Below are 24,058 nucleotides of genomic sequence, written 5' to 3'. Positions count from 1 at the left end.
AAATTTTTAGTTCAAACTATTTAGTATAAGTACAGCATAAGCTATTCCTATACCCAGTATAGATGATCCATACATCAATTTAATATTTTTCTTTATATCTTCTAATTCAAATTCTTTTTTTTTATCTCCTATCATGGGTTTCTCCTTCAATTTACCAAAATAACTGGTAGCTCCTCCAAATTGAACCCCCAATGCTCCTGCTACTGCCGATTCAGATTGTGCTGAATTTGGGCTTGCATGGTTATATCTATCTCTAAAAAACACTTTCCATGAATTTTTAAAATCATATCTAAGACAAAATGCTGATATAGGGATAAGTATCCCTCCTGTTAATCTAGCAGGAATAATATTAGCTACATCATCTACGCGAGCTGAAAACCATCCAAAGTCTTTATACTTTTGATTTTTATATCCTACCATAGAATCCAATGTATTAATAGCCTTATATCCCATTGCAAGGGCCACTCCCAAAGGCGTTGCAGGTGCAATTAAATATCCAACTACCATAAAAAATAATGGTGATATTATCCCATCTACTGTATTCTCAGAGATAGTTTCCATAACACTCCTAACTATATCTTTTTCCTGCATATAATTTGTATCACGGCTGACTAAGTAGGAGAGTTCTTTTCTTGCTAGTTGCATATCTTTTCCCTTTAATATATTAAATACTTTCATCCCCTCAAGAGCCAATGATCTAGTAGCAAATATAGTGTATATTAGATAAATCTCAATTATCTCTAGATATCCTGAAATTAGATATGTCACTCCAATAGTTAATCCTACAACTATTAAATTTAATATTATTCCACCTATTTTTTTATATTTATATAATATTTTTTCTAAAAAAGTAATGATTCGTCCTATTACTACTACTGGGTGCAATAAGCTCCTCGGATCCCCAAATACTAAATCCAAAATAAATCCAGTTAATATTATATTTTCAACTCTCATTTAATCGCTCCTATCAAATCATCTATCTTATTATAAAGATTTCTATACTGAACTACTGGTCTTTTTAAAACTACTACTTTTACTCCTAAGTTTGAAGCTGCTTCTACTTTTTCTAGTTCCCCACCTGTAGCACCGCTTTCTTTAGTTACAAGGTATTTTATATCATAATTCCCGTAGATAGCTTGGTTAAAAGTTGTATTAAATGGGCCTTGAAGACCTAGTATTTGTGAGGGCCTAAATCCTGCATCCTCACATTTTTTTATAGCATATTCAGTAGGAAGTATCCTAACATAGACAGATTTTTTGTTTTTTAAATCTTTAAATCGATGGATATTATTACTTCCTAAAGTAAGTAGTATATTACCTTTTACTCCCTCTAGAAAATTAATTAACTCCTCTAAATTATAAAAACTATTTTCTTTTTCATATTCTAACATGCTTCGTTCATATCTATAATATGGCACTTCTAAAATTGTTGATAGTTCAAGTAAATTCTTAGAAATTTCAACGGCATAGGGATGAGTGGCATCTACTATTTTATTTATATTCATCTCATTAGCTAATTTTTTCAACCCTTCTAAGTCTAATTTTGCTACTTTCACTTCTAAATCCAAATGAGAGATCAATTGTCCTCCATACTCTGTAGCTGTAGTAACTATGACCTTATGTTTATCTATCAAAAGCTTTTCAGCTATTACTCTAGAGTCTTTAGTCCCTCCAGCTAGCAAAATCAAAGTTTATATCCTCTAGGTGTAATCATTTTTCCCTTTTTTACATAGGTTTTAGAGTTTCCTACTATTACTACAGTAAACATATTTATCTCATGATTTAGCATATCTTCTAATGTAGTGATAACATAATCTTCACCATCTCTCTTTGCATTTCTTACGATTGCTACAGGCGTATCTTTTCTTTTGTGTCTTAGCATAATCTCTCTAGCTTCTACAATTTGAGTCGTTCTAGAAAAACTCTTAGGATTGTAATACGAAATTACAAAATCCCCTTGAGAAGCTAAGTCTATTCTCTTTGTTATTAATTTCCAGTCAGTTAATAGATCACTCAAACTAATCGTTGCATGATCATGCATTATAGGAGCTCCTACAACGCTTGCTCCAGCATTAGAAGCTGTAATTCCAGGTACTATCTCTACTTCTATATCACTGTCTAAAGCTACTTCTAACATGATACCTGCCATTCCATAGACTCCTGATTCACCACTACTAATTAAAGATATAGTTTTCCCACTTTCAGCTAGTTTTAATGTTTCGTTACATCTATCTATCTCTTTTTTCATAGCAGATCTGATTAATTCCTTTTCGGGGAACATATCTTCTACCAATGAAATATATGTTTTATGTCCAATTAATATATCCGATTTTTTCATAGAGTCAAAGGCTTTAAAACTCATATTATCTTTATTTCCAGGCCCCATTCCAACTACGTATATTTTCCCTTTTTCCATAATATATTCTCCTCTAAATTTTATTAATACGAGTAATTTATGAATTACCCTCTCTCTCTCTTTTTCTTTTTAACAAATTGCACTAAACCTTAGACCTCACCTCTACCTCCTCTCCTAAATTAGGAGAGGAGAACTAAAAAACAAGATGATTACTGCTTCGGTTTCTCTTTGACATCGTAATTTTCTTATAACTAGAAGAAAATTTCGTACTCGTCAATCGAGAAACCATAAAAAGGAAGAGTTTACTCCTCATATACTGATACTGTCACACCATTATACCTCTTCTTCTCTTTTATAAATTTACCACTTCTATTACTAGATAAATATGCTACAGGAGCAGATACACATCTCACTCCTATAGTTTTTTCTACAAAGTCAGAACCTTCATAGTTATCTTGAATAGGTTTTATCTGTTCCCTATCTATGATTATCAATTTTTTATCTAGTCTATTACAAATTTCTAATAATCCAATTTCATCTGCTTTTACATCTACAGTGGCAATATGTTTTATACTATCCATGTGTAGATTAGATTCTTTCATAGTTAACTTTATACTATCTAGTATAGTTTCAGCAGAAGTATTTCTTCTACATCCAATACCTAATATTATATTTTTAGGAATTATCTGTGTTACCTCAATATTAAGCCTATTAGACATAACCACTATACCTGCTATATCTTTTTTTATATTCTTTGGTTTCTCACAATCAAGAGAATTAGAATCTAGCTTTACTGACATATTCTTTGGTAATCTTAGCTCTACCCTTTCTCCATTGACTATAAGAGCTGTTACATCTTTTGCACTCTCTAGATCCCTTAGGTGTGCCTTTAGCTTCATAGCTATAGTATCTACCGCTATGCTGCCAGATACATCTGAAGCTGTAGAAATAATAGGAATTCCACCAATATTTTCCGCTATGAGAGAGGCTAGCTCATTAGCTCCTCCTAAATGACCAGAAAGTAATGATGTAATAAATTTTCCATCTTCATCACTTGTAATTACAGCAGGGTCTATATCTTTACTTTTTAGGAAGGGAGCTATCGTTCTTACAACTATTCCACTTGCCATGATAAAATATAAACTATCATAACTATTAAATATATTAGATATAGTCTCTTTAAATCCATTCTCCATAGGAATAGTTTTATCATCACTATATTTTGATAATGTAAATATATTTATAATTTCAAATCTATTTGTAGGAGTGAGGAGTTTTTTTATCTCTACTCCTTTTTTAGTAGCTTTTTTAGTTAGTGTGATAATAGCTAATCTCATAGGAGCCTCCTTTAATCAACCCTTCCTTTTTGTGATTTCAACTTTAATAAAGAGCAAACGACAACAAGGAAAGAGTTGGGTTTACTTTATTCCTTCTCTGTATTCATGAGTAAAATGCTTGTCATATAATTTTGATTTTGAATATTCATCACCCATAAATCTACCCACTAAAATTTGAGCTGTTTTTGTGATATTTGCCTTTTCTACCTTTTCTGCTATATTTTCTAATGTTCCCATTACTATTTTCTGATCTTCCCAAGTAGCTCTTTGGATTACTGCTACTGGTGTATCTAAGTCATAGTGAGATAATAATTGAGCTACTACCCTGTCTATCATCTGTACTGATAAGAAGATTGCCATAGAAGTTTTATGAGATGCCAAAAGTTCTAATTTTTCTAGCTCTGGAACTGGTGTTCTTCCCTCCATTCTTGTACAAATAACTGTTTGAGCTACATCTGGAAGTGTAAACTCTTTTTTTATAGCTGCAGCTGATGCCAGGAATGAACTTACCCCTGGGATAACTTCAAATTCTATGTTATGACTAGCTAAAATATCCATTTGTTCTCTGTGAGCTCCATATATAGCAGGGTCTCCTGTATGTACTCTAGCTACCATTTTCCCATCATTTATAGCCTTTACTGTTACTTCTATTACTTCATCTAGATTCATAGAAGCACTGTTGTATATCTCTGCTCCTACCTTATGACATTCTATAACTTGTCTTGGTACCAATGAGCCTGCATAGATAATAACATCTGCTTCTTTTACTAGTCTTTGTCCCTTTACTGTTATTAATTCTGGATCTCCAGGGCCTGCTCCTATGAAAAATACTTTTGCCATTGTCTTACACCACCCTTTTTAAGTAATATAGTTGTAAAATATGAGATATCATCACGAGTGACATTTTCTAAATCATAATAAATTTTTTCTGAATCTTTTCCACAATTAGAGATTAAAACTACATTGTTCATATTTCCAGTTTCTCTAAATGCTTCCTTTAATCTTTCTAAATTTCTAGTAACTTTCATAAATACTAAATTATCAGCTGATTCTATCTCTTTTACTAAGTTTGTTTCCTTTGCAATAGGTATAACTTTTAATGTTTCATCTCCCATGAGTAAAGGTGTTCTTAGTCTTGAAGTTATAGATGCAAATGAAGTAATTCCAGGAATAGATTCAACCTCTATCTTATCTTCTAATAACTCCATGGCATATACAAATGTACTAAGAGTCATAGGATCTCCGATAGTTATAAATGCTATATTTTTTCCTTCTTTTACTAATTTATTTACAATTTTTGAATATTCTAATCTATCATCTTCGCGTATTTTATCATTATCTACAGTTGTAAAGTCTAAAAATACCTTCTCGATATCTTCTTTCATATATCCCTTTGCGATTTCAAATGCTGTACTATAGTTTTTTGTATTTGCACGAGGTAAGATCACTACATCTGATTCTCCTAGAGCTCTTACAGCTTTCATCGTTAACATTTCTGGATCTCCTACACCTACACCTATACCATATAATTTTGCCATTTTTTATTTACTCCTTTTAGCTGATATAATATATATTGGATTTTCACCCATCATCATATTGTATCTACCTATTTTTTTATTTCTTGCTATATTTATGTTAATTACTTCTATCTCGCAAAATTTAAGTTTTTCTAATGCTTTCATAGCATCTCCTAAACTTTCTAAAGTTATAGTATTTATAACTACCTTTGCTTCTTCTTTAGAGTGGCTCAAGAGCCATTCTAATATAGTTTCTAAGTTTCCCTTAGATCCACCTATAAACATCCTATCTACTTCTATTTCAGGAATATTATTTGGAGCTAGGCCCTCTATCAATTCATAGTTTGTCACATTAAACTTTTCTAGATTTTGGTGGATTACTTCTATCCCATCAGGGTTTATCTCAATCCCAAAAACTTTTCCTTTTGGTATAAAATTAGAAGCCTCTATTCCAACACTGCCAGATCCTGCTCCTATATCGATTAATACGCTATCTCTTTTTAGGTCTAGTTTTGCTATAGATATACACCTAACTTCTTGCTTAGTCATAGGGACTTTTCCGCGGATAAATTCTTTATCTTCTATATGAAACATTATCTTCACCTCTTTTAGGTATTACTATAACTACATTTATATAAAAAATAATTTTTAAATCTGCCATATTTTCTAAACTCATGGTTGTTATTCTTTCATCATCATAACTCAATCTTTCTCCTACAAATATAGTCCCTTTTATTTGATTTTCTAACAAGGTTTGTGCGATTACTTGAGGAGTTGTTTTATTGTCTGTGAGGAGTCCTGCTTTTTTTCCTGCTTTTATAGGTGTAATATAATCACATTCCCTGCCATGAACACTAGCGATAAAAGTATTTTCATAGGAAAAACCTATTGTAGAAAACATATATTGCATGGAGGAGATTCCTGAAATAATATTTAGATCTTCTATCTCAAAATGTTTTTTCATAAAGGGAACCATACTATAAAATCCTGTATCCCCAGAAACTATCAGAGAAATTCTTTTATCTCTATTTTCATTGATATAGATAGATAATTGATCTAAATACCTATATATATATCTTATTTCCTTCCCTTCAGTAAGTACTCCTAAAGATTCTATATTTCTCCTACCTCCGATCAATATATCGGAGTTTTCTATATATTCCTTAGTTATAGGAAGGATATATTTTTTATTTCCAGGGCCTAGTCCCAATATGTTAATTTTTTCCATAGTTATCCACCATCCTATCAAATCCATTTGTTCTAGCTAATTCTCCATGATCAAAGGAAAAAGTTAATACCTCTACCTTCACTTCATCAAAAACTCTACTCTCACATTTTTGTTTAATCTTTTCTGCGATGATTTTATTTGTTTCTTTTAATTTTAGATAGGATAATCCTTCTTCTGTCGTATTAGATTTTATTATCTTAATTACATCTTCTGGGTCTTCTCCTGCTAATAGAGCATTAGCTCCTAATATTTCCATTCTAGCATCAGATATCTTTGAATGGGTATGAAATATCCCCCCAGCTACCTTGATGAGTTTTCCTATATGTCCCACTAAAATTATTTTTTTATACCCCAATACTTTTATATTATCTAAGATAAACCCCATAAAGTTACTGATAATAAGGATTTTTTTAGGATCGATCTTCAATTCTTCCACCAAAAATTTCTTTCCATAGTTACCAGGTGTAATAATTATAGTATCTTCAGAATATTCTTCTAGGAGCATCTTCAATTCTATGGCTATAGAGTCCTTAAAGGCTTCTTCTGACATGGGCTTTACTATTCCAGTCGTTCCCAAGACAGATATGCCACCTAAGATCCCTAATTTAGGGTTAAATGTCTTTTCCCCTATCTCGACTCCCATTGGAATATCTATGGTAACTTCTATTTTTTTATCTTTAGGTAGGATCTTTTCAATCTCATAAAATATAGTTCGAACAGGTACAGGATTTATTGCTGGTTTCCCTATGGCTACCTGTAAGCCCTTTTTAGTAACTCTTCCTACACCTATTCCTCCACATAAAGATATACTTTTTTTTTCATTTATAAAATTATCTCCTCTATCTTCTATCTCTTCACCCTCTAATACTTCCCTAACAGTTGCAAACATCTCTATCTTGTCAGTGGCATCAGGGTCATCTCCACCATCTTTTATAATACTAGTTTTTACATATTTAGAGTTATTGTGGGTTCCTATCTCAATACTATTTATATCTAGATTTAAATCCCATCCCTTAGGAGTTTCTATCTCTATAGTGGATATGTCTTCTTTTTGAAAATATATCTCTACTGCACTTTTGCAAGCTCCTGCTGCAGTTGACCCAGTAGTGTATCCATACCTCATTTTTTTTCCATTTTGGACTGTATATTTATCTAATTTCATAATTAAAATTATTCTCCTAAAAATCCTTTTCTGTCATACATATCATATAAAATACCGTGGAATGTAGCTACTGCAACGGTACTACCACCTTTTCTACCTCTAGTTACAATATAAGGAATATCTAGTTTCCTTAATTTTTCTTTAGAATCCTCAGCTCCTACAAATCCAACTGGCACTCCAACTACAAGACTTGGTCTATATCCTTTTTCAATGGCTTCCATCAGTGTAAATAAAGCTGTAGGAGCGTTTCCAATCAAAAATATCTTTGTTTTCTCATCTTCCATTGCTTTTTCCATCCCAACTATAGAACGTGTTAAGTCTCTTTCTTTTGCCTCTATTACTACTTTCTCATCTGAAACTAAAGAGTAAGCAGCTACATTCCATTTTTCCATAGTTTTTTTACTCAGACCATTTACAATCATATTAGTGTCACAATAGATCTTACTTCCCTCTGCGATGGCTTTTTTACCACTTTCTATTGCATCTTTTGATATCTCAATTATATCAGCATATTCAAAATCGGCAGTAGTGTGAATCAATCTTTTTACTATTTTTAATTCACCTTCTGTAAATTTCTCTGCTTTCTCCCCTAATTCACTGGTGATTATTTCAAAACTTTTATTTTCAATTGCCATAGGCTTTTTTACATAACTCATTTTTTTCCTCCCTGTCAAAAATATTTTGGATAGACAAGATGTCCTATTTCTTTTATCCCATCTAATAACCCATTTGTTGGTCTCGATACATTATATTCGTCTATTATATAGATCTCATTTTCCCTTATTGCTCTTATTGCCTTATAGCCAGATGCTTTTTTTATTATATCTACAGTAGGTCTATTCATAGCTCCATACTGTGCTAAATAAACATCTATTTTTTCTCCTCGAGATAATAATAATTCTTTGGGGAAATTAGCTACACTAGATCCTTGTTTTGCAGGAGTAGCATCATACGCAATATTATTTATATCTAATACTCCTAAAATATAAGCTGGTATACCATCTAGTGAGGTTGTTTGATTGGTTTTATGTCTAGCCTCAAAAAAAACCGTTTTTCTTTCATTACTAGGTATCAAATCAGCTTTTTTCTTTAATAATGCTAAATTTATATGAAAATCATCTGTATACTGAATAGCTTGCTTTTCATGACCACTTAGTTTACCCAATGTCAACCAATAGTTATCTAGTTCCTCAAATTTAGTAGGTTTTATAGTCACTACTGTTAGGTTTGCATTCTTTAACGATCTTATCAGTCCACTGAATCTATCTCTTATCATGGGCCTTATTAAGATTAAATCTGGCTTTGCAGATATAAATTTTTCTACACTATCTTTATAGGAAAAAACTTCTATTCCTAGATTAGTATTACTTTTATCTACTCCTACTAAATTCCCTTTAGCACCTATATTTATTAAAACATCTGTATGAGCCCCGTAGAGAGAGATTATTTTCGTATGGGGTTTTGTTAGATCTATTATTTTCCCAGACTCGCTTATCACCTCTATGTTAGAAGCTAAACATAACTGTGTCACAAAAATAAATATCGATAATAGTTTTATTATTTTATTCACTTTAGATCATCTCCTAATTTGGGGAATACAAATGTATTCTTTTCTGTTTTATATTTTTGCCATCCTATATTAAATACTTCTTCTAATTTATTTGAATTAAGTACATCTTGGGTTTTTCCACTTGTTACAATCTTACCTTTTTCTAATAAGAGGATTTCATCACAATAAAGTGACGCTAAGTTAAAGTCGTGAAATACTCCTATAACTGTGGTCTTTTCTTCTTCCACCCTTTTTTTTACAAGGCTAAGTAGAGTATGGGAATAATAAGGATCTAAATTTGAAGTAGATTCATCTAAAAATAAGATAGGTGTTGTCTGAATCAATGCCTTCCCAAATATTACCCTTTGTTCCTCTCCTCCACTGAGAGTGGTTATATCTTTATCTAAAAATTCTTCTAATCCTATTTCTTTTATTACCCTGTCGATAATATCATAATCTTTTTTCTGTAGGCTAAAAAACTTTTTTTTATATGGATATCTTCCCATCTCTAATATATCTGAAACAGAAAAAGGAAATACTATATCAAATTTTTGTGGAACTATCGCAATTTTTTTTGCTAGCATCAAATGAGAATATTCCTTTAATTCCTTATTTTCTATATAGATCTCAGATTCTGGAGCATTTTTATATCCATTCAAAATATCCAAAAGAGTAGTTTTACCACTCCCATTGGGTCCTAAGACTCCATAAAATTTACCTTTATCAAACTTGAAAGATAGATCCTCCAAGATTTGAATTCCATCTATAGAATAATTAATTTTTTTTATATCTATCATCTTAGGTTCCCTCCTCCCATCTTTTTCCTAAAAATCAGAGCAAAGAAAGGTGCTCCTAATAGCGATGTTATCACTCCTACAGGAATATCATTAGGTAATACTACTCGAACTACGTTATCGGCAGCTCCCATAATAACTCCACCCCATATTGCGCAGCCTATAATTAATTTTTTATTATCTGTCCCCATAATAAATCGTAGAAGATGAGGAACTACTAGTCCTACAAAACCTATTAGTCCACAGGTAGATACTGCCACTGCCGATAAGATAGAACTTACAACTAGGAGTATCCTCCTAATTTTACTGGGATTTATCCCCAAAGAGATAGCATTTTTTTCTCCTAAAGCTAGTATATTTAAATCTTCTGCGTAATAACAAAAAAATACGAATCCAAAGACCCATATTGCACTTAAGATGCTTACTTCCATCCATGATTTTCCAGTAAAACTACCAAGTAACCAAAATATAATAGAACCTACTCCCTCGTCAGCTAAATACTTTAAAAAACTTAATCCTGCAGAAAAGAAAGCTCCAATAATTATTCCTCCTAATATTATAGAAGTCGGGTTCATTTTTCTTTCGAAAGACCCCATCTTAATAACAACTGTCAAACAGAGTATAGCAAATATAAATGATACTATATGTGTGCTAAAAATTCCAAAAATTGTTATATTTAGAACTATCGCAAGAGCAGCACCAAATGAAGCACCACTTGAAATTCCTAGTGTATATGGATCAGCCAAGGGATTTAATAAAACCCCTTGAAATACCAATCCACACATGGATAAAATTGAACCTATTAATATCGAAGTGAGAATCCTCGGTAGTCTCACTTCATGGATAATATACCAATTAGGAGCTCCCTCCCCACCTTTAATACTCTCTATTACCTCCTTTAATGGAATTTTTATATATCCCATTTGAAGGTAGAAGAATATTGAAAGAATTAATAGTATTATTCCAATTGTTGTCCATAATTTAAAATATTTTTTCATAGGTTTTACGGTTGCATTCCATTTGCATATTCTTTCTTTTTAGCTAGCATATTTTCTTTTTCATGAGTTAATCCAAATTCTGCATGGTCAACATATATTTTTCTAACTTCTTTATTTGCTCCTAATCCAACTAGGTGAACTTTTACAGTAAATCCTTTTTTTTCTAGTTCTTCTTTCATATCGATAGCAATATCATTATGTGCATGTTCTCCTGCTACTATCATAAATGGATATAAATTTATATGTTTAATTTTCTTTGCTTTTAATTGTTTTACTACTGAGTCTAACGTAGGATAACCTTCTACAGTTCCGAAAAATACATTTTCAGAGTAATACTCATGGAATACATTCTCGATCATAGAATATGCAGAGTTTCCTGGATGATGTGTTCCGTGTCCAATGAATACAGTCGCTTCATCTTTCTTTAAATCTTTATAAGTAGGAGCTAGTGCTGATGCAGCAGCTTTATAATCATCTACTAATGTCAATAGAGGATCACTAACTTTCAATACTTTAAAATCATTTTCATGTAAAGCTACTTCTTTCTTTAAAATTTCAGATTCTAAACCATTCATAATATGTGTTCCTTGTACTAACACATGTGTATATCCCTCTTTTTTTAATATATCTAATGCTTCACTTGGATTATTAAAAGTAATCCCTTCATTTTTCTTTATCCTTCTCATGATTATTCTAGACGTAAAAGCAGTAACTACTTTAAAATCTGGATATGAATCTTTAAACTCTTTCTCTAAAGCCATAATTGTCTTTTCTCTTGTTTCTGGATATGTTGTACCAAAACTTACTAATACAATAGCTTTTTTTTCTGCCTTAAATAGGTCTTTTGATGGTCCATGTACTGCACCCTTTGCTAATAACGTTATACCCATTACCAACATCATTAATACCACTAACACTTTTTTCATTTTTTTCCTCCTAAATTTAATTTTAAGAATAAAAAGTAAGATACATTACATCTATATTGTGCAAAAAAAAAGTTCCCTAAACTAAGGGAACTAAACATTTTATACAAAAAAGATACAAATGTCTACATCCTCGTCCTCGCAAGTTCGTAAAAATTAATCTGGCAGGTCTCCTGACTTGACTTCACCCTACTAATAGTCCTTCCCAAATTTCTTCAGTGGCATACTATTTTCGTCTGTCTTACAGTGGCGGGACCGTGTAGGATTTCAACCCACTTCCCTTTTAATCGATACAAATCGAACCAAGATTATATTTTATTAAATTGTCATTAACTTTATACCATGTTTACTTTATTTTTACAATATATTTATTTTTATTTCTACTTAATATTAATTTAACTTTTTTCGATTAAAATTTATTAATATTATTGGTTTTATTGATATAGTTTAGCATAAGATCCCTCTAATTTTAAAAGTTCCTCATGGGTTCCCGTCTCTATTACACCTTCTTTATCCATAACCACGATTCTATCAGAATTTATAATTGTAGATAACCTATGAGCTATTGTTATAGTAGTTCTGTCTTTAGATAATGTTTTCAAGGCTTCCTGAATTAATTTTTCTGTAATATTATCTAGTGATGCCGTTGCTTCATCTAATATTAATATTTTTGGATTTTTCAAAAATATTCTAGCTATAGATATTCTTTGTTTTTGCCCCCCTGATAGTTTCACTCCTCTCTCTCCTACTAGAGTCTCAAACCCCTTTGGTAGAGCACTTATAAATTCATATATATTAGCTTTCTTAGATGCTTCTATAAGGTCTTCTTTGGTTGCACCTAACTTCCCATATCTTATATTTTCTCCTATAGTTCCACCAAATAAAAATGCCTCTTGAGGAACAATCCCTATATTTTCACGAAGGGAAGTTAATTTTATTCTACTTATATTCATTCCATCTATGGTAATTTTTCCAGAATCAATATCATAAAATCTCGGGATTAGATTTGAAATCGTTGATTTTCCTACCCCACTAGATCCTACTATAGCTATATTTTCTCCAGGTTTTATCTTCAAGTTAAATTCATTTAAAATTAAAGATGATTTTTTATAGGAAAACTTTACATTTTGTAATTCTATTTCTCCCTTTATTTCATCTAAAATTATTGGATTTTCTATTTCTTTTATCTGTGGAGTTATCCCCATCATCTCACGAAATCTTCTATATCCTGCCATTCCTTTTTGATAACTTTGAACTAATATCATCATCTTTCTAATAGGCTCCATAAACCTATAGGAATATAATAAAAAACTAATTAAAATACCATAGGTTAATTCCCCATGTAGTATTAAATAACCTCCATAAAATATCACTATAAACTGCATAAGATTCATAAATATATGGATTCCTGAAAAGAAAACAGCAGTAGTTTTATAGGTTTCTTTTTTAGCTTCTTGGAACTCTTGATTTTTTTCTTCAAATTTTTCTATTTCATAGTCTTCATTATTAAAGAGTTTTACTATTCTAACCCCCCCAATGCTTTCTTCAGCACAAGAGTTTATCTCTGCTATTTTTTTTCTAGTTTTCCCAAAGGCTAATTTCATCTTCCATTTTTGAGTAATAGAAAAATAGATCATAAATGGTAAAACTGAAAATATAACCAAAGTTAATTTTACATTTAAAGTAATCATCAGAGCAAACGCTCCCACTAATCTAATTATTGCAATAAATAAATCTATAGGACCATGATTAGCTAATTCCGATATCCCACTGAGATCATTTACTAATTTTGACATAATTACTCCAGTTTTATTATTATCAAAATAACTAAAAGATAATTTTTGAATATGGGTAAATAATTCTTTTCTCATTTTGGTTTCTATCTTGATTCCCAAAACGTTTCCATAATATAATTGACAGTAACTAAAAACATATCTTAATAGATACATAAATATCAATCCAATAGAAATCGAATAAAATGTTTTTAAATCCCTTGACGGAATTACTTCATCGATTACTATCTGAATTATTTTTGGAAAAGCTAGATCCAAGGATGCAAGGAATATAGCACATGTTAATGTGAATATGAGTAATTTAAAATGTGGTTTGTAATATTTTATAAATGATTTTAATTCTTCCATTTTAGCTCCTTAATTTAAATTTTATATTCGATAATTATCGGTCTTTATTGAACATTTGATTACTACCATTAAAATTATCTTATCATATCTTATACAATAAAACTACAATCTCCCTCTATTGAGATAAAAAAAGGGAAAATAATTCTCCCTAAAATTTTACTGCTTTTATCAGAAATCTATTGATTTACAATTCTTTTATTATCTTACAAGGATTTCCTCCAGCTAATACATTCTTTGGAATATCCTTTGTTACTACACTTCCTGCTCCTATAGTGGTATTCTTTCCAATTGTTACCCCTGGTAGTATAATAGCTCCTCCACCAATCCATACATTGTCCCCTATTGTTATAGGTTTAGAAGATTCTAGGCCTTTTATCCTTTCCTTAGGGTCTAAGGGATGAGTTGCTGTATACACTTGAACATTTGGTCCAAACATCACATTGTCACCTATTATTACTCTATTGACATCTAGGATAGTGCATGAAAAATTAGCGTAAAAATTTTCTCCTACCTCTATATTATACCCATAGTCACAATGAAATGGAGGTTGTATTTTTGCGTCTCCCTTTACAACAATTAATCTTTTTAAAATCTCTTCTCTTTCTTCTTCTTCAATGGCTCTAGTTCCATTATATTCTGAAGTTAACATTCTAGCCATTAATCTATCGTCTACCAAACTTTGATCTCCAGAAAAATATAATTCTCCTGCTAACATCTTTTCCTTCTCACTTTTCATATAACTTCTCCTCTACAATATAAATTAGTTTAATTATTAATAACTATAAAATAATTTTTCAGTTTAAGTATACTACGTTTACTATCTAATACAATTTTTTATCAAAAAATAAGAGACCACAGCCTCTTATTTTCTTAACATTTTAAAATCATTCCCAGTAGGATTTTGAAAAACTGATAAATTAAATTCATGGATTGTAGGAATAAGATGTTCAAAGAGGTCTGATTGAATCCCTTCATATTCCTGCCACACAATTGTTTTAGCAAAACAATATATTTCAAGAGGTATTCCTTGGAACGTTGGCTCTTGTTGCCTTACTAATAAAGTCAAGTTTTGATTGATATAGTTACTATTTTTTAAATATAGTTCCACATAAGCTCTAAACATCCCAATATTTGTGAATCTTCTCCCATTAATAAGAGTAACTCCAACATTTTTATCTTTATTTGATTCCTCAACTTCTTTTTGTTTTTTTTCAATATAACCTTTTAAAATATCAATTTTTTTATACTCTTTAATCTCTTCCAAAGATAAAAACTTTACACTATTACTATCTAAAAATATAGACCTTTTTATCCTCCTACTTCCTGTAGATTGCATCCCTTTCCAATTACGAAATGAATTACTAATAAGAGCATAACTAGGGATGGTTGTAATAGTTTTATCAAAATTTTGAACCTTTACATTGGTCAAATTTATCTCTATTACATCACCATCAGCCATTTGATTCGGCATCTCAATCCAATCTCCTATTCCAACCATATTATTAGCAGCTAATTGAATACTCGCAACGAATCCCAAGATAGCATCTTTGAAAATCAACATAATTACAGCTGTCATTGCGCCTATCCCACTTAATATTTTAAGGGGTGATTTATCCATAACTATTCCCACAGATATAGTTGTAGCTACAATTACTAAAAATAAACTCATCACCTGAAGATAACTTTTAATAGGTTTTCTTCTAGAAATATTGTATGTGCTATAAATATCGCTAAACACGGATAAAATACCATTTGCAATAAGGGTAAAGATTATTACCATTCCAATATCTATAATTTTTTCAAAAAAAGTTTCAAAAAAATCTAACTTTCTTATCATAATCTGTAAAACAATCAACGGCACCAAAGCATTTAAATATTTAAAAACATTATTCTCAATTAAAAAATCATCCCACTTAGTTTCACTTTTTTCAATCAATTTAATCAGATGATTTTTTATTACATAATCTGTAATATAGTGCATAACAATTGCTACTATTAAAGTTAAGGTCATTATCATTCCCACAATGATAATTTTTTGATAATAGCCGCTTACATTTAAATATTCAATAATTACATTATAAAAGCCATTCATATCATATCTCCTACCTTCTTTTCTATTAAGTTGAATTTATAAGAGTTTCCCACCAGTATTCTTCCTAAAATTATATTTTTTCTTAGCCCAAGAGATCCAATGAGGTCTGGATATCATTGCTCTTCCAACAGCTACTAAATCAACTAAATTATTTTCAATTAAATAGCTCGCTTCTACCTCTTTTCTTATAGCTCTTACAGCTATTAGAGGGGTTTTAACATGTTTTTTTATCTCTACTCCTAGATATACTACCCAGTCCAGAGGAAATTCTATTGGCACTTCTATCTTTCTATCCTGTTTAAAACTAGGATCAGGTACTCCACTAGATACATGAATTAGATCGACCCCTGCTTTCTCTACCTCTTTTGCAACATAAATTCCATCATCTAGAGTAGGCTCATTACCTCCTATTCTGATTCCCAAGATAAAATTATCATTAAAGATATCTTTTGTTCTTTTTATCAGTTCACGAGTAAAGTATAGTCTATCACCGTATTTATCTTTTCTTTTATTCCAAAGTTTAGAATGAAGCTGTGATATAAGATAGGTATGTGCTCCATGGATCTCTATCCCGTCAAATCCACATTTTTTTGCCCTGTGAAAAGCCATTATAAATTCCTCTAAGATCTCATCTAATTTCTTCTCCGGTACTGTAGCTATTTCCTCTTTGAATCCTGCATGGTGAAGTTGGATAAGACTAGGGGTTTTATGCTTTCTACAAACGTCTGCTATTTTAGAAAGACCCTCTATAAAGGTATCATCCCATATTCCTATTTGATTATCCCTTAATTTACCATCTTCGGCAACACAGCAAGCTTCTAGGATGATCATTCCGACTCCTCCTACGGCAATATCCTCATACCATTTAACCAATTCATCAGTGACACGTCCATCTTTACCAATAAGACTAAACCTTACCATAGGGGGTAAAACTACCCTATTTTTCAAAGTTATCCCTTTTATATTAAACTCTGTAAACAAATTTACTTTTTCTTTAATTTTCATATCTTTCTCCTAATTTTTTATTCCTCTTCCCATTCCTCAATAAATGAACACTCATATATATCTATATCTGATCTTAGTTTATAAATGACATCTTTCCTTTCTACGATAATTTGAATTTTTTCCTTTAAACTTTTACTTGCTTGAATATTTTTTAAAAGACCCTTTGCAGGATTTATTGTAATTGGGTGTCCTACCGATTCCATCATAGTCAAATCACCATTGGTATCTCCATAAGCATATGATTCATCTAAATGTATACCATATTTTTTTACAAATTCATCAATAGCTCTCTGCTTACTAACAGAATCCCACATAGGTGTAGTTTCCCCAGTAAATCTTTCTCCATCACAGTGATAAATTGTACCACAGTAATCATCAGCACCGTATTTTTTTGCCATTCTAGATACCAAAAATTCTGGACTTCCAGAAATAAATATAACTTTATGTCCCTGTGCTTTATGCCATTTTATTCTATCTCTAGTATATTTATATACTCTTCCTGCTTTTACATCCATCACTTGGTTGGCTACAAATTCATTTTGTTCCACCGTTATATTTTGGATAGCTTCTACGTAGCTATCTACTAGCCCTAGTAGATAAGCATCGTAGCCACCTTCTCTCATATCCCATTGGGTATAGAGATCTTTCACCTTATTTTCCCATTGTCTAGGATCTATCAATTCATATTTTATTAATCTTTTAAAATGCTCTGTTAAAAGAGAATCTCTGTATATAGTTCCATCAATATCAAAAAATGCTGCTTTCATAAATCTCCTCCTCATATTCCATTAATATACTTAGCATTATAACATAATTTTATTCGAATCTTATTTTCTTTTAACCACTAGTTTTTACCTTTTATTAAAATATGTCTTATAAAGGCCTTTTTGTCATTAATTAAATTTAATTAATAATGAAAGAATTAAACTCCTACATGTGTTACACTATGAATATAAAAACTAGTGTTATTTTCGTGTGCTACAGGGAGGAAAAATGAAAGTTATCAATCCATATTCAAAATTAGAAGAATATATGAGTTCTATAACTCATCTATTAGGAGCAGGAATGGCAATAAGTGGTCTAGCTTTTTTAGTTATCCATGCTGTACAAGAAGGAGGAATAAAACAAATTATAGGTTTTAGTGTCTTTGGTCTTTCAGCAGTATTTTTGTACCTTATGTCGGGAATATACCATATCCTTCCTATTGGAAAATATAGAAAAATTTTTAAGATTTTAGACCATTCAGCTATCTACGTCTTGATCTCTGGGTCATATACTCCATTTTTATTGATATTAGGAGGAATTACAGGTTGGATAATTTTAGTTATTCAATGGACTTTGACCGGTCTAGGTGTTTTATTTAAAATTAAATTTGCAGGTAAATTTCAAACAATTTCAACTTTAATCTATCTATTTATGGGATGGATGGTAGTATTCGTATTCGGAAACTTAAAGAGCAGTATAAATTCACTCTCACTTATGTTCTTAATAATTGGTGGAATTTTTTATTCTGTAGGAGCTATCTTCTACTCCATGAAAAAAGTTAAATATACCCACGTTATCTGGCATTTTTTTGTAATTGGGGGCACCACCTTTCATTATCTAGCCATATATCATTCTATATAAACATGATAGTAAAAGAGGTTCCTAGTAAAATCTAGAAAACCTCTTTTTTAATTAATCCTACTATTTTATTTAAATTTTGGCAAATATACAATAAATGAACTTCCTTTTCCTTCAATACTCTTAATTTCTAGGCTTCCTTTATGTACTTCTACCAGATGAGACACGATAGATAGCCCCAGTCCTGAACCAGATTTTTTAGTAGTTCTAACTTTGTCTTCCCTAAAAAATCTTTCTGTAATTTTTTTTAAATTTTTCTCTTTAATTCCAATTCCCGTATCCGAGATACTAATCCCGATTTTATCTTGAATCTTAAAAGAAGTGACATTTATCTCTCCTCCAACCTTATTATATTTAATAGCATTGGATATTATATTTAAAAATATATCCCTAAGTAATGATTCGTCACCCAATACTTCTCTATCATTATCTTTTAAAGTACATGTTAAAGTTATTTCTTTTTCTAGAGTAAGAACTTCCATAAATTCACACAATTCCATAGTTAACTTTTCAACATTAACAGGTCTAAAATACCCCTCCAATGATTCAGGATTTTTAGTAAAAATCAATAATTTTTGAATAATATTATTTAACCAGTTGACTTCATCTAATACTTTCCCTAAATCTTCTTGGTATTCTTCTATAGTCCTCTCATTAGTAAGTTCTACCTCTATCATACTTTTAATAGACATTATAGGGGTCTTTAGTTCATGACTGACATTGTCCGTAAATTCACTTATTTGAGTAAAACTATTTTCAACCCTACCTAACATAGAATTTAAGGTTGATATTAAGTTGGATATACTTTTATTTGTACATGTAGTTTCAATCCTTTCAGATAAATTATTAACTTTAATATCGTTGGTTGATTTAGTAATCTCGTCTATCCCCATTAAAAGGGTATCAACTATATTATTGGTATTATAATAATTCCAAATTATAGCTAAAAGACTTATTATGAGAAACGTTATAGTTAGCCAAGATAAGTATAATTTTACATCTGAAATATCTCTGATAAGTGCATATACATATGGTTTTTCTCCATTATTAAAATTTCCTATTAGAAGTCTTTTATTTTCAACTGTCACATATGTATTTTTTTTAAATCTATGTCTTTTATAAGTTTGGTCAAAGCTTTAGAATTACTAAAAATAAATGAATCATCACTAATTTCCACATACACAGGTTTTTTAGATTCCACATCTATAACAACTATATCTAAACGTACAGGAAGAAGATCTAAATAGTCTATCATGGTATTAGTTTCAAAAGCCACTCCTTCTTCCTTTAATAGATACTGAAATACAGCAGCTTCATGAGCTAATTCTTTATCTACATAATTTCTAAATAAACTCGAAGTTAAAAAAAACACTCCTGTAAAAATAACTCCCAAAGCAATAAAATTTCGAACACTACTTTTAACCATAGTTATAAATATTAAATTATTTTTTCTAAACTTAGTTAATCTTTTAATATATACCCCACTCCTCTAACAGTATGGATTAATTTTTTATCAAATGTTTTATCAATTTTTTTCCTCAAGTGATTTATATATACATCCACTACATTTGTATCAGAAATAAAGTTGATATTCCATACTTTTTCTGTAATCATCATACGAGTTAAAACAGTATTTTTATTTTCTATAAAATATTCTAATAAATTAAACTCTCTAGTTGTTAATTCTATTATTTGTTCATCTCTTGTTACAACCCTTTTCACTAAATCCATCTTTAATTTTTGAGCTATTAAAATATTATCATTTCCTTCACTGTTTCTCCTAAAAATAGCTCTTATTCTAGCTAGTAACTCAGAAAAAGCGAATGGTTTTACTAAATAATCATCTGCTCCTGCATCTAATCCTACAACTTTATCTTGAATTTGATCCTTTGCTGATATAAGAATTATATGTGTACTATCTTTTTGCTTTTTTAAATATTTTACCACTTCAATACCATTTTTTTTAGGAATCATAATATCTAATAATATTAAACTATAATCATGATTTGTAGCATAACTTATAGCATCTTCTCCGTTATCTACAGCATCTACATCATATCCCGCCTCTAAAAGACCTTTACTTATATAGTCCGATATTTGTTTTTCATCCTCTACTAATAATATTTTCATTTTTCCACTCCTCTGTATCCCCTCAACAAACCAATTGTTTATTTTAAAGGGAATAATAATTTTTAAGTAATTTTTTTAAGTTTGTAAGGTCTTTTACGCCACATAGTTCACGGATGGAATGCATTGCAATCATTGCTAATCCCAAATCTACAGCATTTATATCTAGATGTGTAGAAGAAATAGGTCCTATAGTAGACCCCCCTGGGGTATCTGATCTATTTACAAAGTATTGATACGGAATTCCATTAGGTTCTAAGATTTGTTTTACTACAGCCAATGAATGTGCATCGGAAGTATAAGATTGATTAGCAGTAACTTTAAGAGCTACACCATGATTCATCTTAGGCCTTATTATTGGATCTGTTTTCTGTTTTTGAGATGGATGAACTGCATGAGCTCCATCTACAGAAAGCATAAATGAATTTGATAATGCACAGAAGAACTCCTCCCTATTTAATTCTAAAGAAAGAGATATTCTATCTAAAGTATTTAATAACATATTTGAATCTGCTCCTTGCTTTGTACTGCTTCCTACCTCTTCATTATCAAAACACGCTAATACGTTTACTCCATTAAAGTTTTCAGATTCAATAAAAGCTTCTAAACCAACATATAATGCTCCTAAATTATCGATCTTTGAGGCAGAGATCATCTCCTCATTTAATCCTACAAGGGTTCCCTTTTCAAATTCATATAAGTATAGGTCAAAATCCAAAATTTCATTTATATCTATATTATTTTTCTCTGCAATTATTTTTAATAGGAAATTCTCTTTCTCTAACTCATCGTTTATAAGTGTTAAAATAGGTAGAGTATCATTTTGCTTATTCAATTCAACTCCTTTATTTACCTCTCTATTTTGATGAATTGCAAGGTTAGGAATAATCAAACACGGTTTGTCTATATTTACTAAAATTGTTTTAGGTTTGAAAACATTTTCTGATTTCACTACTACTCTTCCTGCAATACTTAGAGGTCTATCTAACCATGTATTTAAAATAGGCCCCCCGTATACCTCTGTATTTAGTCTAAGATATGAATCTCCTACCATCTCTGGATTAGGTTTAATTCTAAATCCCGGAGAATCTGTATGGTTTCCTGATATTTTAAATCCACATTCATTTAACTTTCCATTTCCAATAGAAAATGCAAGCAGTGAAGAATGATTTTTTTTAAAGAAATATTTCCCAGATATCTCTAAATTCCACTTTTCAGATTCGAAAATCTCTTTGTACCCATTACTTATCAATATATCAGCAGTATTTTTTACTGCATGAAACACAGATTTTGAAGAATGGGAAAAGTTAATAAAGTCATTTGCAAGTTTTTTCATTTTTTCCTCCTAAAATTATATGTATATTGCCCTTAGTATTACTTATACAATATTTTTTCTGAAATTATTAATTTTTTCTTTTAATTCTTGTATTTTCCTTTCCTTTTTTATATTCTCTATATTTTTAAAAGATAATTGATATTCTTTATTTTCACTTAAATTACCTAGATTTATCCCTAATAATTTAATTTTTTTCTCTAAATCAATCTCCTCAAACAACTCAAGCATCAACTTTTTTAAAGTTTCTATATTTTGAGTAGTTATATTCATACTTTTAGACTTAGTTATGATTTTTCTATCCAAATATCTTACTTTTAAAGTTAAAGTTTTTGTGTGAAATTTCTGAATTTTTAATCTCTTATGAGTTTTCACCAACAAGTTTAAAAATTCAGACCATATAAATTCCTTATCCTCTAAGGGTGACAAATAAGTCCTTTCATTACTAATAGAGTGTGTTTTTGATTCTGACGATACTTTCCTATTATCAATTCCCCGACAATATTCATATATCATCTCCCCTCTATTATACCCTAAAATACTTCTGAGTTCTTGTAATGATATTTTTAAAACATCAGATACTTGTACAATATTTTTTAGTCCAAGTATTTCTTGTGTCTTCTTTCCTATCCCAGGTATGAGTTTTACTCCTTTATCTGATATAAAATCAGCAAATTCACCTATATCTTTAATAAATGTAACTCCTCCAGGTTTTTTAGCATCACTAGCTAATTTTGCACTGAGTTTGTTATATCCTATTCCAATAGAACATGTCAATCCTGTGTTTTTAAATATTCCTCGTTTAAATTTTTCAGCGAATACCTCATAGGATAGATAACTTTTTATAATATCTGTAATCTCTACAAATCCTTCATCCAAAGCTATAAATTCTACTTTATTAGTCAACCTTAAAACTAAATTTTTTATCTGTTTTGAAACTCTACTATACTTTTCTTTATCAACTTTGAGGTATATTCCATTCGGGCATAACCCTCTGGCCTTTGCTACACTCATTGCAGAATGTAACCCATATTTTCTGGCTTCATAATTACAAGTGGTTATAACACTGGTCCCTACAATTACAGGTTTCCCACGAAGATTAGGACGATCCCTTATCTCTACTGATGCATAAAATGCATCCATATCGTAGTGAAGGATAATTCTTTTATTACTCTTCATATCCTTTCCTCCTACTCATCATCATAAAGTTATTGATAAATCTATTATATTATAACATATGGCCGAATGCAATGGAAATAAAAAAAACACCTGTTATAGGTGTTTTTTTATAACTCTAAATTAATTATTTGATTATTTCTTAAACTATCCTTTATATCTATAATTCTTTGGTTACTACTCCCTCTAAAATAGAGGTCTGGAGAGTAATCAGCTTTTTGAAATTTACCATCTACAAGTACGTCGATATAATCTAAACATTCCCTCATAGTAGCGTCTTTTAATAATGTCTCAAAGGTATATCCAGTATAAGACCATATATTCTTATGAGTTCTTGCTTTTATTTCTTTTAAAAACTTTAAAAGTTCTGTTGGATTAAAAAACGGATCTCCTCCAGATAGGGTAATTCCGTCTAACATGTAGTTAGAATTTATATCTTCTACTATTTGATCCATGTATTCACGGTCTAAGACTCTTCCTATGTCTCCCTTCCATGTTTCGTGGTTATGGCAACCTTCACAGTAGTGGGTGCACCCAGAGAAGTATATGGAGCATCTGAATCCAACTCCATCAGATATGGTTTCTTTAAATATTTTTATTATCTTCATCGTTTCATCCCTTTTTTTAGTTCTTAAGCAGTTAGTTTTATAGATTTGGATATCTTTTGATATGTTCTCTCTAAAGAATAAACTATATC

Annotated in this window: 26 protein-coding genes and 1 riboswitch; of the genes, 1 reads left to right on the top strand and 25 read right to left on the bottom strand. The window is 30.5% G+C overall.

The annotated features are described in order from the left end of the window. Positions 1–6 precede the first annotated feature (6 nt). The 19 genes from cbiB to WBG30_RS05670 form a co-directional block, all read right to left on the bottom strand. The gene (cbiB, locus tag WBG30_RS05760) at positions 7–954 is read right to left on the bottom strand and encodes an adenosylcobinamide-phosphate synthase CbiB (protein ID WP_424503693.1); all 948 of its coding nucleotides are present in this window, start codon (positions 952–954) and stop codon (positions 7–9) included. Then, positions 951–1,682 (bottom strand): precorrin-6A reductase, encoded by a 732-nt coding sequence (cobK, locus tag WBG30_RS05755; RefSeq protein WP_424503692.1) that lies wholly within the window; start codon positions 1,680–1,682, stop codon positions 951–953. The genes cbiB and cobK overlap by 4 nt, the downstream gene beginning before the upstream one ends. A gap of 2 nt (positions 1,683–1,684) precedes the next feature. Continuing rightward, positions 1,685–2,416, bottom strand: a complete 732-nt coding sequence (cobJ, locus tag WBG30_RS05750; RefSeq protein ID WP_424503691.1) for a precorrin-3B C(17)-methyltransferase — start codon at positions 2,414–2,416, stop codon at positions 1,685–1,687. A gap of 242 nt (positions 2,417–2,658) precedes the next feature. Beyond that, on the bottom strand, positions 2,659–3,693 hold the full coding sequence (cbiG, locus tag WBG30_RS05745) for a cobalt-precorrin 5A hydrolase (RefSeq protein ID WP_424503690.1): 1,035 nt from the start codon (positions 3,691–3,693) through the stop codon (positions 2,659–2,661). A gap of 81 nt (positions 3,694–3,774) precedes the next feature. Next, entirely contained in the window at positions 3,775–4,533 is a 759-nt protein-coding gene (gene cobM / locus WBG30_RS05740) for a precorrin-4 C(11)-methyltransferase (protein WP_424503689.1), read from the bottom strand. After that, a complete protein-coding gene (cobI, locus tag WBG30_RS05735) occupies positions 4,512–5,231 on the bottom strand; it encodes a precorrin-2 C(20)-methyltransferase (RefSeq protein ID WP_424503688.1) in 720 nt (239 codons plus the stop codon). The genes cobM and cobI overlap by 22 nt, the downstream gene beginning before the upstream one ends. 3 nt (positions 5,232–5,234) lie before the next feature. Further along, the gene (cbiT, locus tag WBG30_RS05730; RefSeq protein ID WP_424503687.1) at positions 5,235–5,804 is read right to left on the bottom strand and encodes a precorrin-6Y C5,15-methyltransferase (decarboxylating) subunit CbiT; all 570 of its coding nucleotides are present in this window, start codon (positions 5,802–5,804) and stop codon (positions 5,235–5,237) included. Further along, complete coding sequence (gene cbiE / locus WBG30_RS05725) at positions 5,785–6,438, bottom strand: precorrin-6y C5,15-methyltransferase (decarboxylating) subunit CbiE (RefSeq protein ID WP_424503686.1); 654 nt, start codon at positions 6,436–6,438, stop codon at positions 5,785–5,787. Before cbiE ends, cbiT begins: the two co-directional genes overlap by 20 nt. Next, on the bottom strand, positions 6,425–7,600 hold the full coding sequence (gene cbiD, locus WBG30_RS05720; RefSeq protein ID WP_424503685.1) for a cobalt-precorrin-5B (C(1))-methyltransferase CbiD: 1,176 nt from the start codon (positions 7,598–7,600) through the stop codon (positions 6,425–6,427). The genes cbiE and cbiD overlap by 14 nt, the downstream gene beginning before the upstream one ends. An 8-nt stretch (positions 7,601–7,608) precedes the next feature. Then, positions 7,609–8,256: a precorrin-8X methylmutase gene (locus WBG30_RS05715; RefSeq protein ID WP_424503684.1), complete on the bottom strand. Its 648-nt coding sequence runs from the start codon at positions 8,254–8,256 to the stop codon at positions 7,609–7,611. Positions 8,257–8,270: 14 nt separating this feature from the next. Next, on the bottom strand, positions 8,271–9,170 hold the full coding sequence (locus WBG30_RS05710) for an ABC transporter substrate-binding protein (RefSeq protein WP_424503683.1): 900 nt from the start codon (positions 9,168–9,170) through the stop codon (positions 8,271–8,273). Beyond that, entirely contained in the window at positions 9,167–9,946 is a 780-nt protein-coding gene (locus WBG30_RS05705; RefSeq protein WP_424503682.1) for an ABC transporter ATP-binding protein, read from the bottom strand. The genes WBG30_RS05710 and WBG30_RS05705 overlap by 4 nt, the downstream gene beginning before the upstream one ends. Beyond that, positions 9,943–10,941 carry a FecCD family ABC transporter permease gene (locus WBG30_RS05700; protein WP_424503681.1) on the bottom strand — a complete coding sequence of 333 codons (999 nt, stop codon included), beginning with the start codon at positions 10,939–10,941 and terminating at the stop codon, positions 9,943–9,945. The genes WBG30_RS05705 and WBG30_RS05700 overlap by 4 nt, the downstream gene beginning before the upstream one ends. A gap of 5 nt (positions 10,942–10,946) precedes the next feature. Next, positions 10,947–11,867: a sirohydrochlorin cobaltochelatase gene (locus tag WBG30_RS05695; RefSeq protein ID WP_424503680.1), complete on the bottom strand. Its 921-nt coding sequence runs from the start codon at positions 11,865–11,867 to the stop codon at positions 10,947–10,949. Positions 11,868–12,010: 143 nt separating this feature from the next. Then, positions 12,011–12,186, bottom strand: a riboswitch (cobalamin riboswitch). Positions 12,187–12,298: 112 nt separating this feature from the next. Continuing rightward, the gene (locus WBG30_RS05690) at positions 12,299–14,005 is read right to left on the bottom strand and encodes an ABC transporter ATP-binding protein (RefSeq protein ID WP_424503679.1); all 1,707 of its coding nucleotides are present in this window, start codon (positions 14,003–14,005) and stop codon (positions 12,299–12,301) included. A gap of 184 nt (positions 14,006–14,189) precedes the next feature. After that, on the bottom strand, positions 14,190–14,741 hold the full coding sequence (locus WBG30_RS05685) for a sugar O-acetyltransferase (RefSeq protein WP_424503678.1): 552 nt from the start codon (positions 14,739–14,741) through the stop codon (positions 14,190–14,192). A gap of 126 nt (positions 14,742–14,867) precedes the next feature. Next, positions 14,868–16,097, bottom strand: coding sequence for a mechanosensitive ion channel family protein (locus WBG30_RS05680; protein ID WP_424503677.1), 1,230 nt, complete (start codon positions 16,095–16,097; stop codon positions 14,868–14,870). A 36-nt stretch (positions 16,098–16,133) separates the two neighbouring features. Then, positions 16,134–17,102 carry an NADH:flavin oxidoreductase gene (locus tag WBG30_RS05675; protein ID WP_424503676.1) on the bottom strand — a complete coding sequence of 323 codons (969 nt, stop codon included), beginning with the start codon at positions 17,100–17,102 and terminating at the stop codon, positions 16,134–16,136. Between the two features lie 17 nt (positions 17,103–17,119). Then, on the bottom strand, positions 17,120–17,869 hold the full coding sequence (locus WBG30_RS05670; RefSeq protein WP_424503675.1) for an HAD family hydrolase: 750 nt from the start codon (positions 17,867–17,869) through the stop codon (positions 17,120–17,122). A gap of 226 nt (positions 17,870–18,095) precedes the next feature. Here WBG30_RS05670 and trhA point away from each other — a divergent pair, with 226 nt between their 5' ends. Then, positions 18,096–18,728, top strand: a complete 633-nt coding sequence (gene trhA / locus WBG30_RS05665) for a PAQR family membrane homeostasis protein TrhA (protein ID WP_424503674.1) — start codon at positions 18,096–18,098, stop codon at positions 18,726–18,728. Positions 18,729–18,793: 65 nt separating this feature from the next. Here the strand turns inward: trhA and WBG30_RS05660 are convergent, their stop codons facing one another. The 6 genes from WBG30_RS05660 to nrdG all read right to left on the bottom strand — a co-directional run. Further along, on the bottom strand, positions 18,794–19,813 hold the full coding sequence (locus WBG30_RS05660; protein WP_424503673.1) for a sensor histidine kinase: 1,020 nt from the start codon (positions 19,811–19,813) through the stop codon (positions 18,794–18,796). After that, positions 19,810–20,151, bottom strand: a complete 342-nt coding sequence (locus WBG30_RS05655; RefSeq protein ID WP_424503672.1) for a hypothetical protein — start codon at positions 20,149–20,151, stop codon at positions 19,810–19,812. Before WBG30_RS05655 ends, WBG30_RS05660 begins: the two co-directional genes overlap by 4 nt. 35 nt (positions 20,152–20,186) lie before the next feature. Beyond that, positions 20,187–20,855 carry a response regulator gene (locus tag WBG30_RS05650; RefSeq protein ID WP_424503671.1) on the bottom strand — a complete coding sequence of 223 codons (669 nt, stop codon included), beginning with the start codon at positions 20,853–20,855 and terminating at the stop codon, positions 20,187–20,189. A 43-nt stretch (positions 20,856–20,898) separates the two neighbouring features. Beyond that, entirely contained in the window at positions 20,899–22,188 is a 1,290-nt protein-coding gene (locus WBG30_RS05645) for a M18 family aminopeptidase (protein ID WP_424503670.1), read from the bottom strand. A 42-nt stretch (positions 22,189–22,230) separates the two neighbouring features. Then, the gene (gene dinB / locus WBG30_RS05640; protein ID WP_424503669.1) at positions 22,231–23,364 is read right to left on the bottom strand and encodes a DNA polymerase IV; all 1,134 of its coding nucleotides are present in this window, start codon (positions 23,362–23,364) and stop codon (positions 22,231–22,233) included. Between the two features lie 107 nt (positions 23,365–23,471). Beyond that, positions 23,472–24,058, bottom strand: a 587-nt coding sequence (gene nrdG / locus WBG30_RS05635; RefSeq protein ID WP_424503668.1) for an anaerobic ribonucleoside-triphosphate reductase activating protein, incomplete at its 5' end; no start/stop codon positions are given.

It is taken from the genome of Psychrilyobacter sp. (assembly GCF_049671765.1).
In the GTDB taxonomy this organism is placed as follows: Bacteria; Fusobacteriota; Fusobacteriia; order Fusobacteriales; family Fusobacteriaceae; genus Psychrilyobacter.
This window is presented reverse-complemented; position numbering and strand designations above follow the sequence as displayed.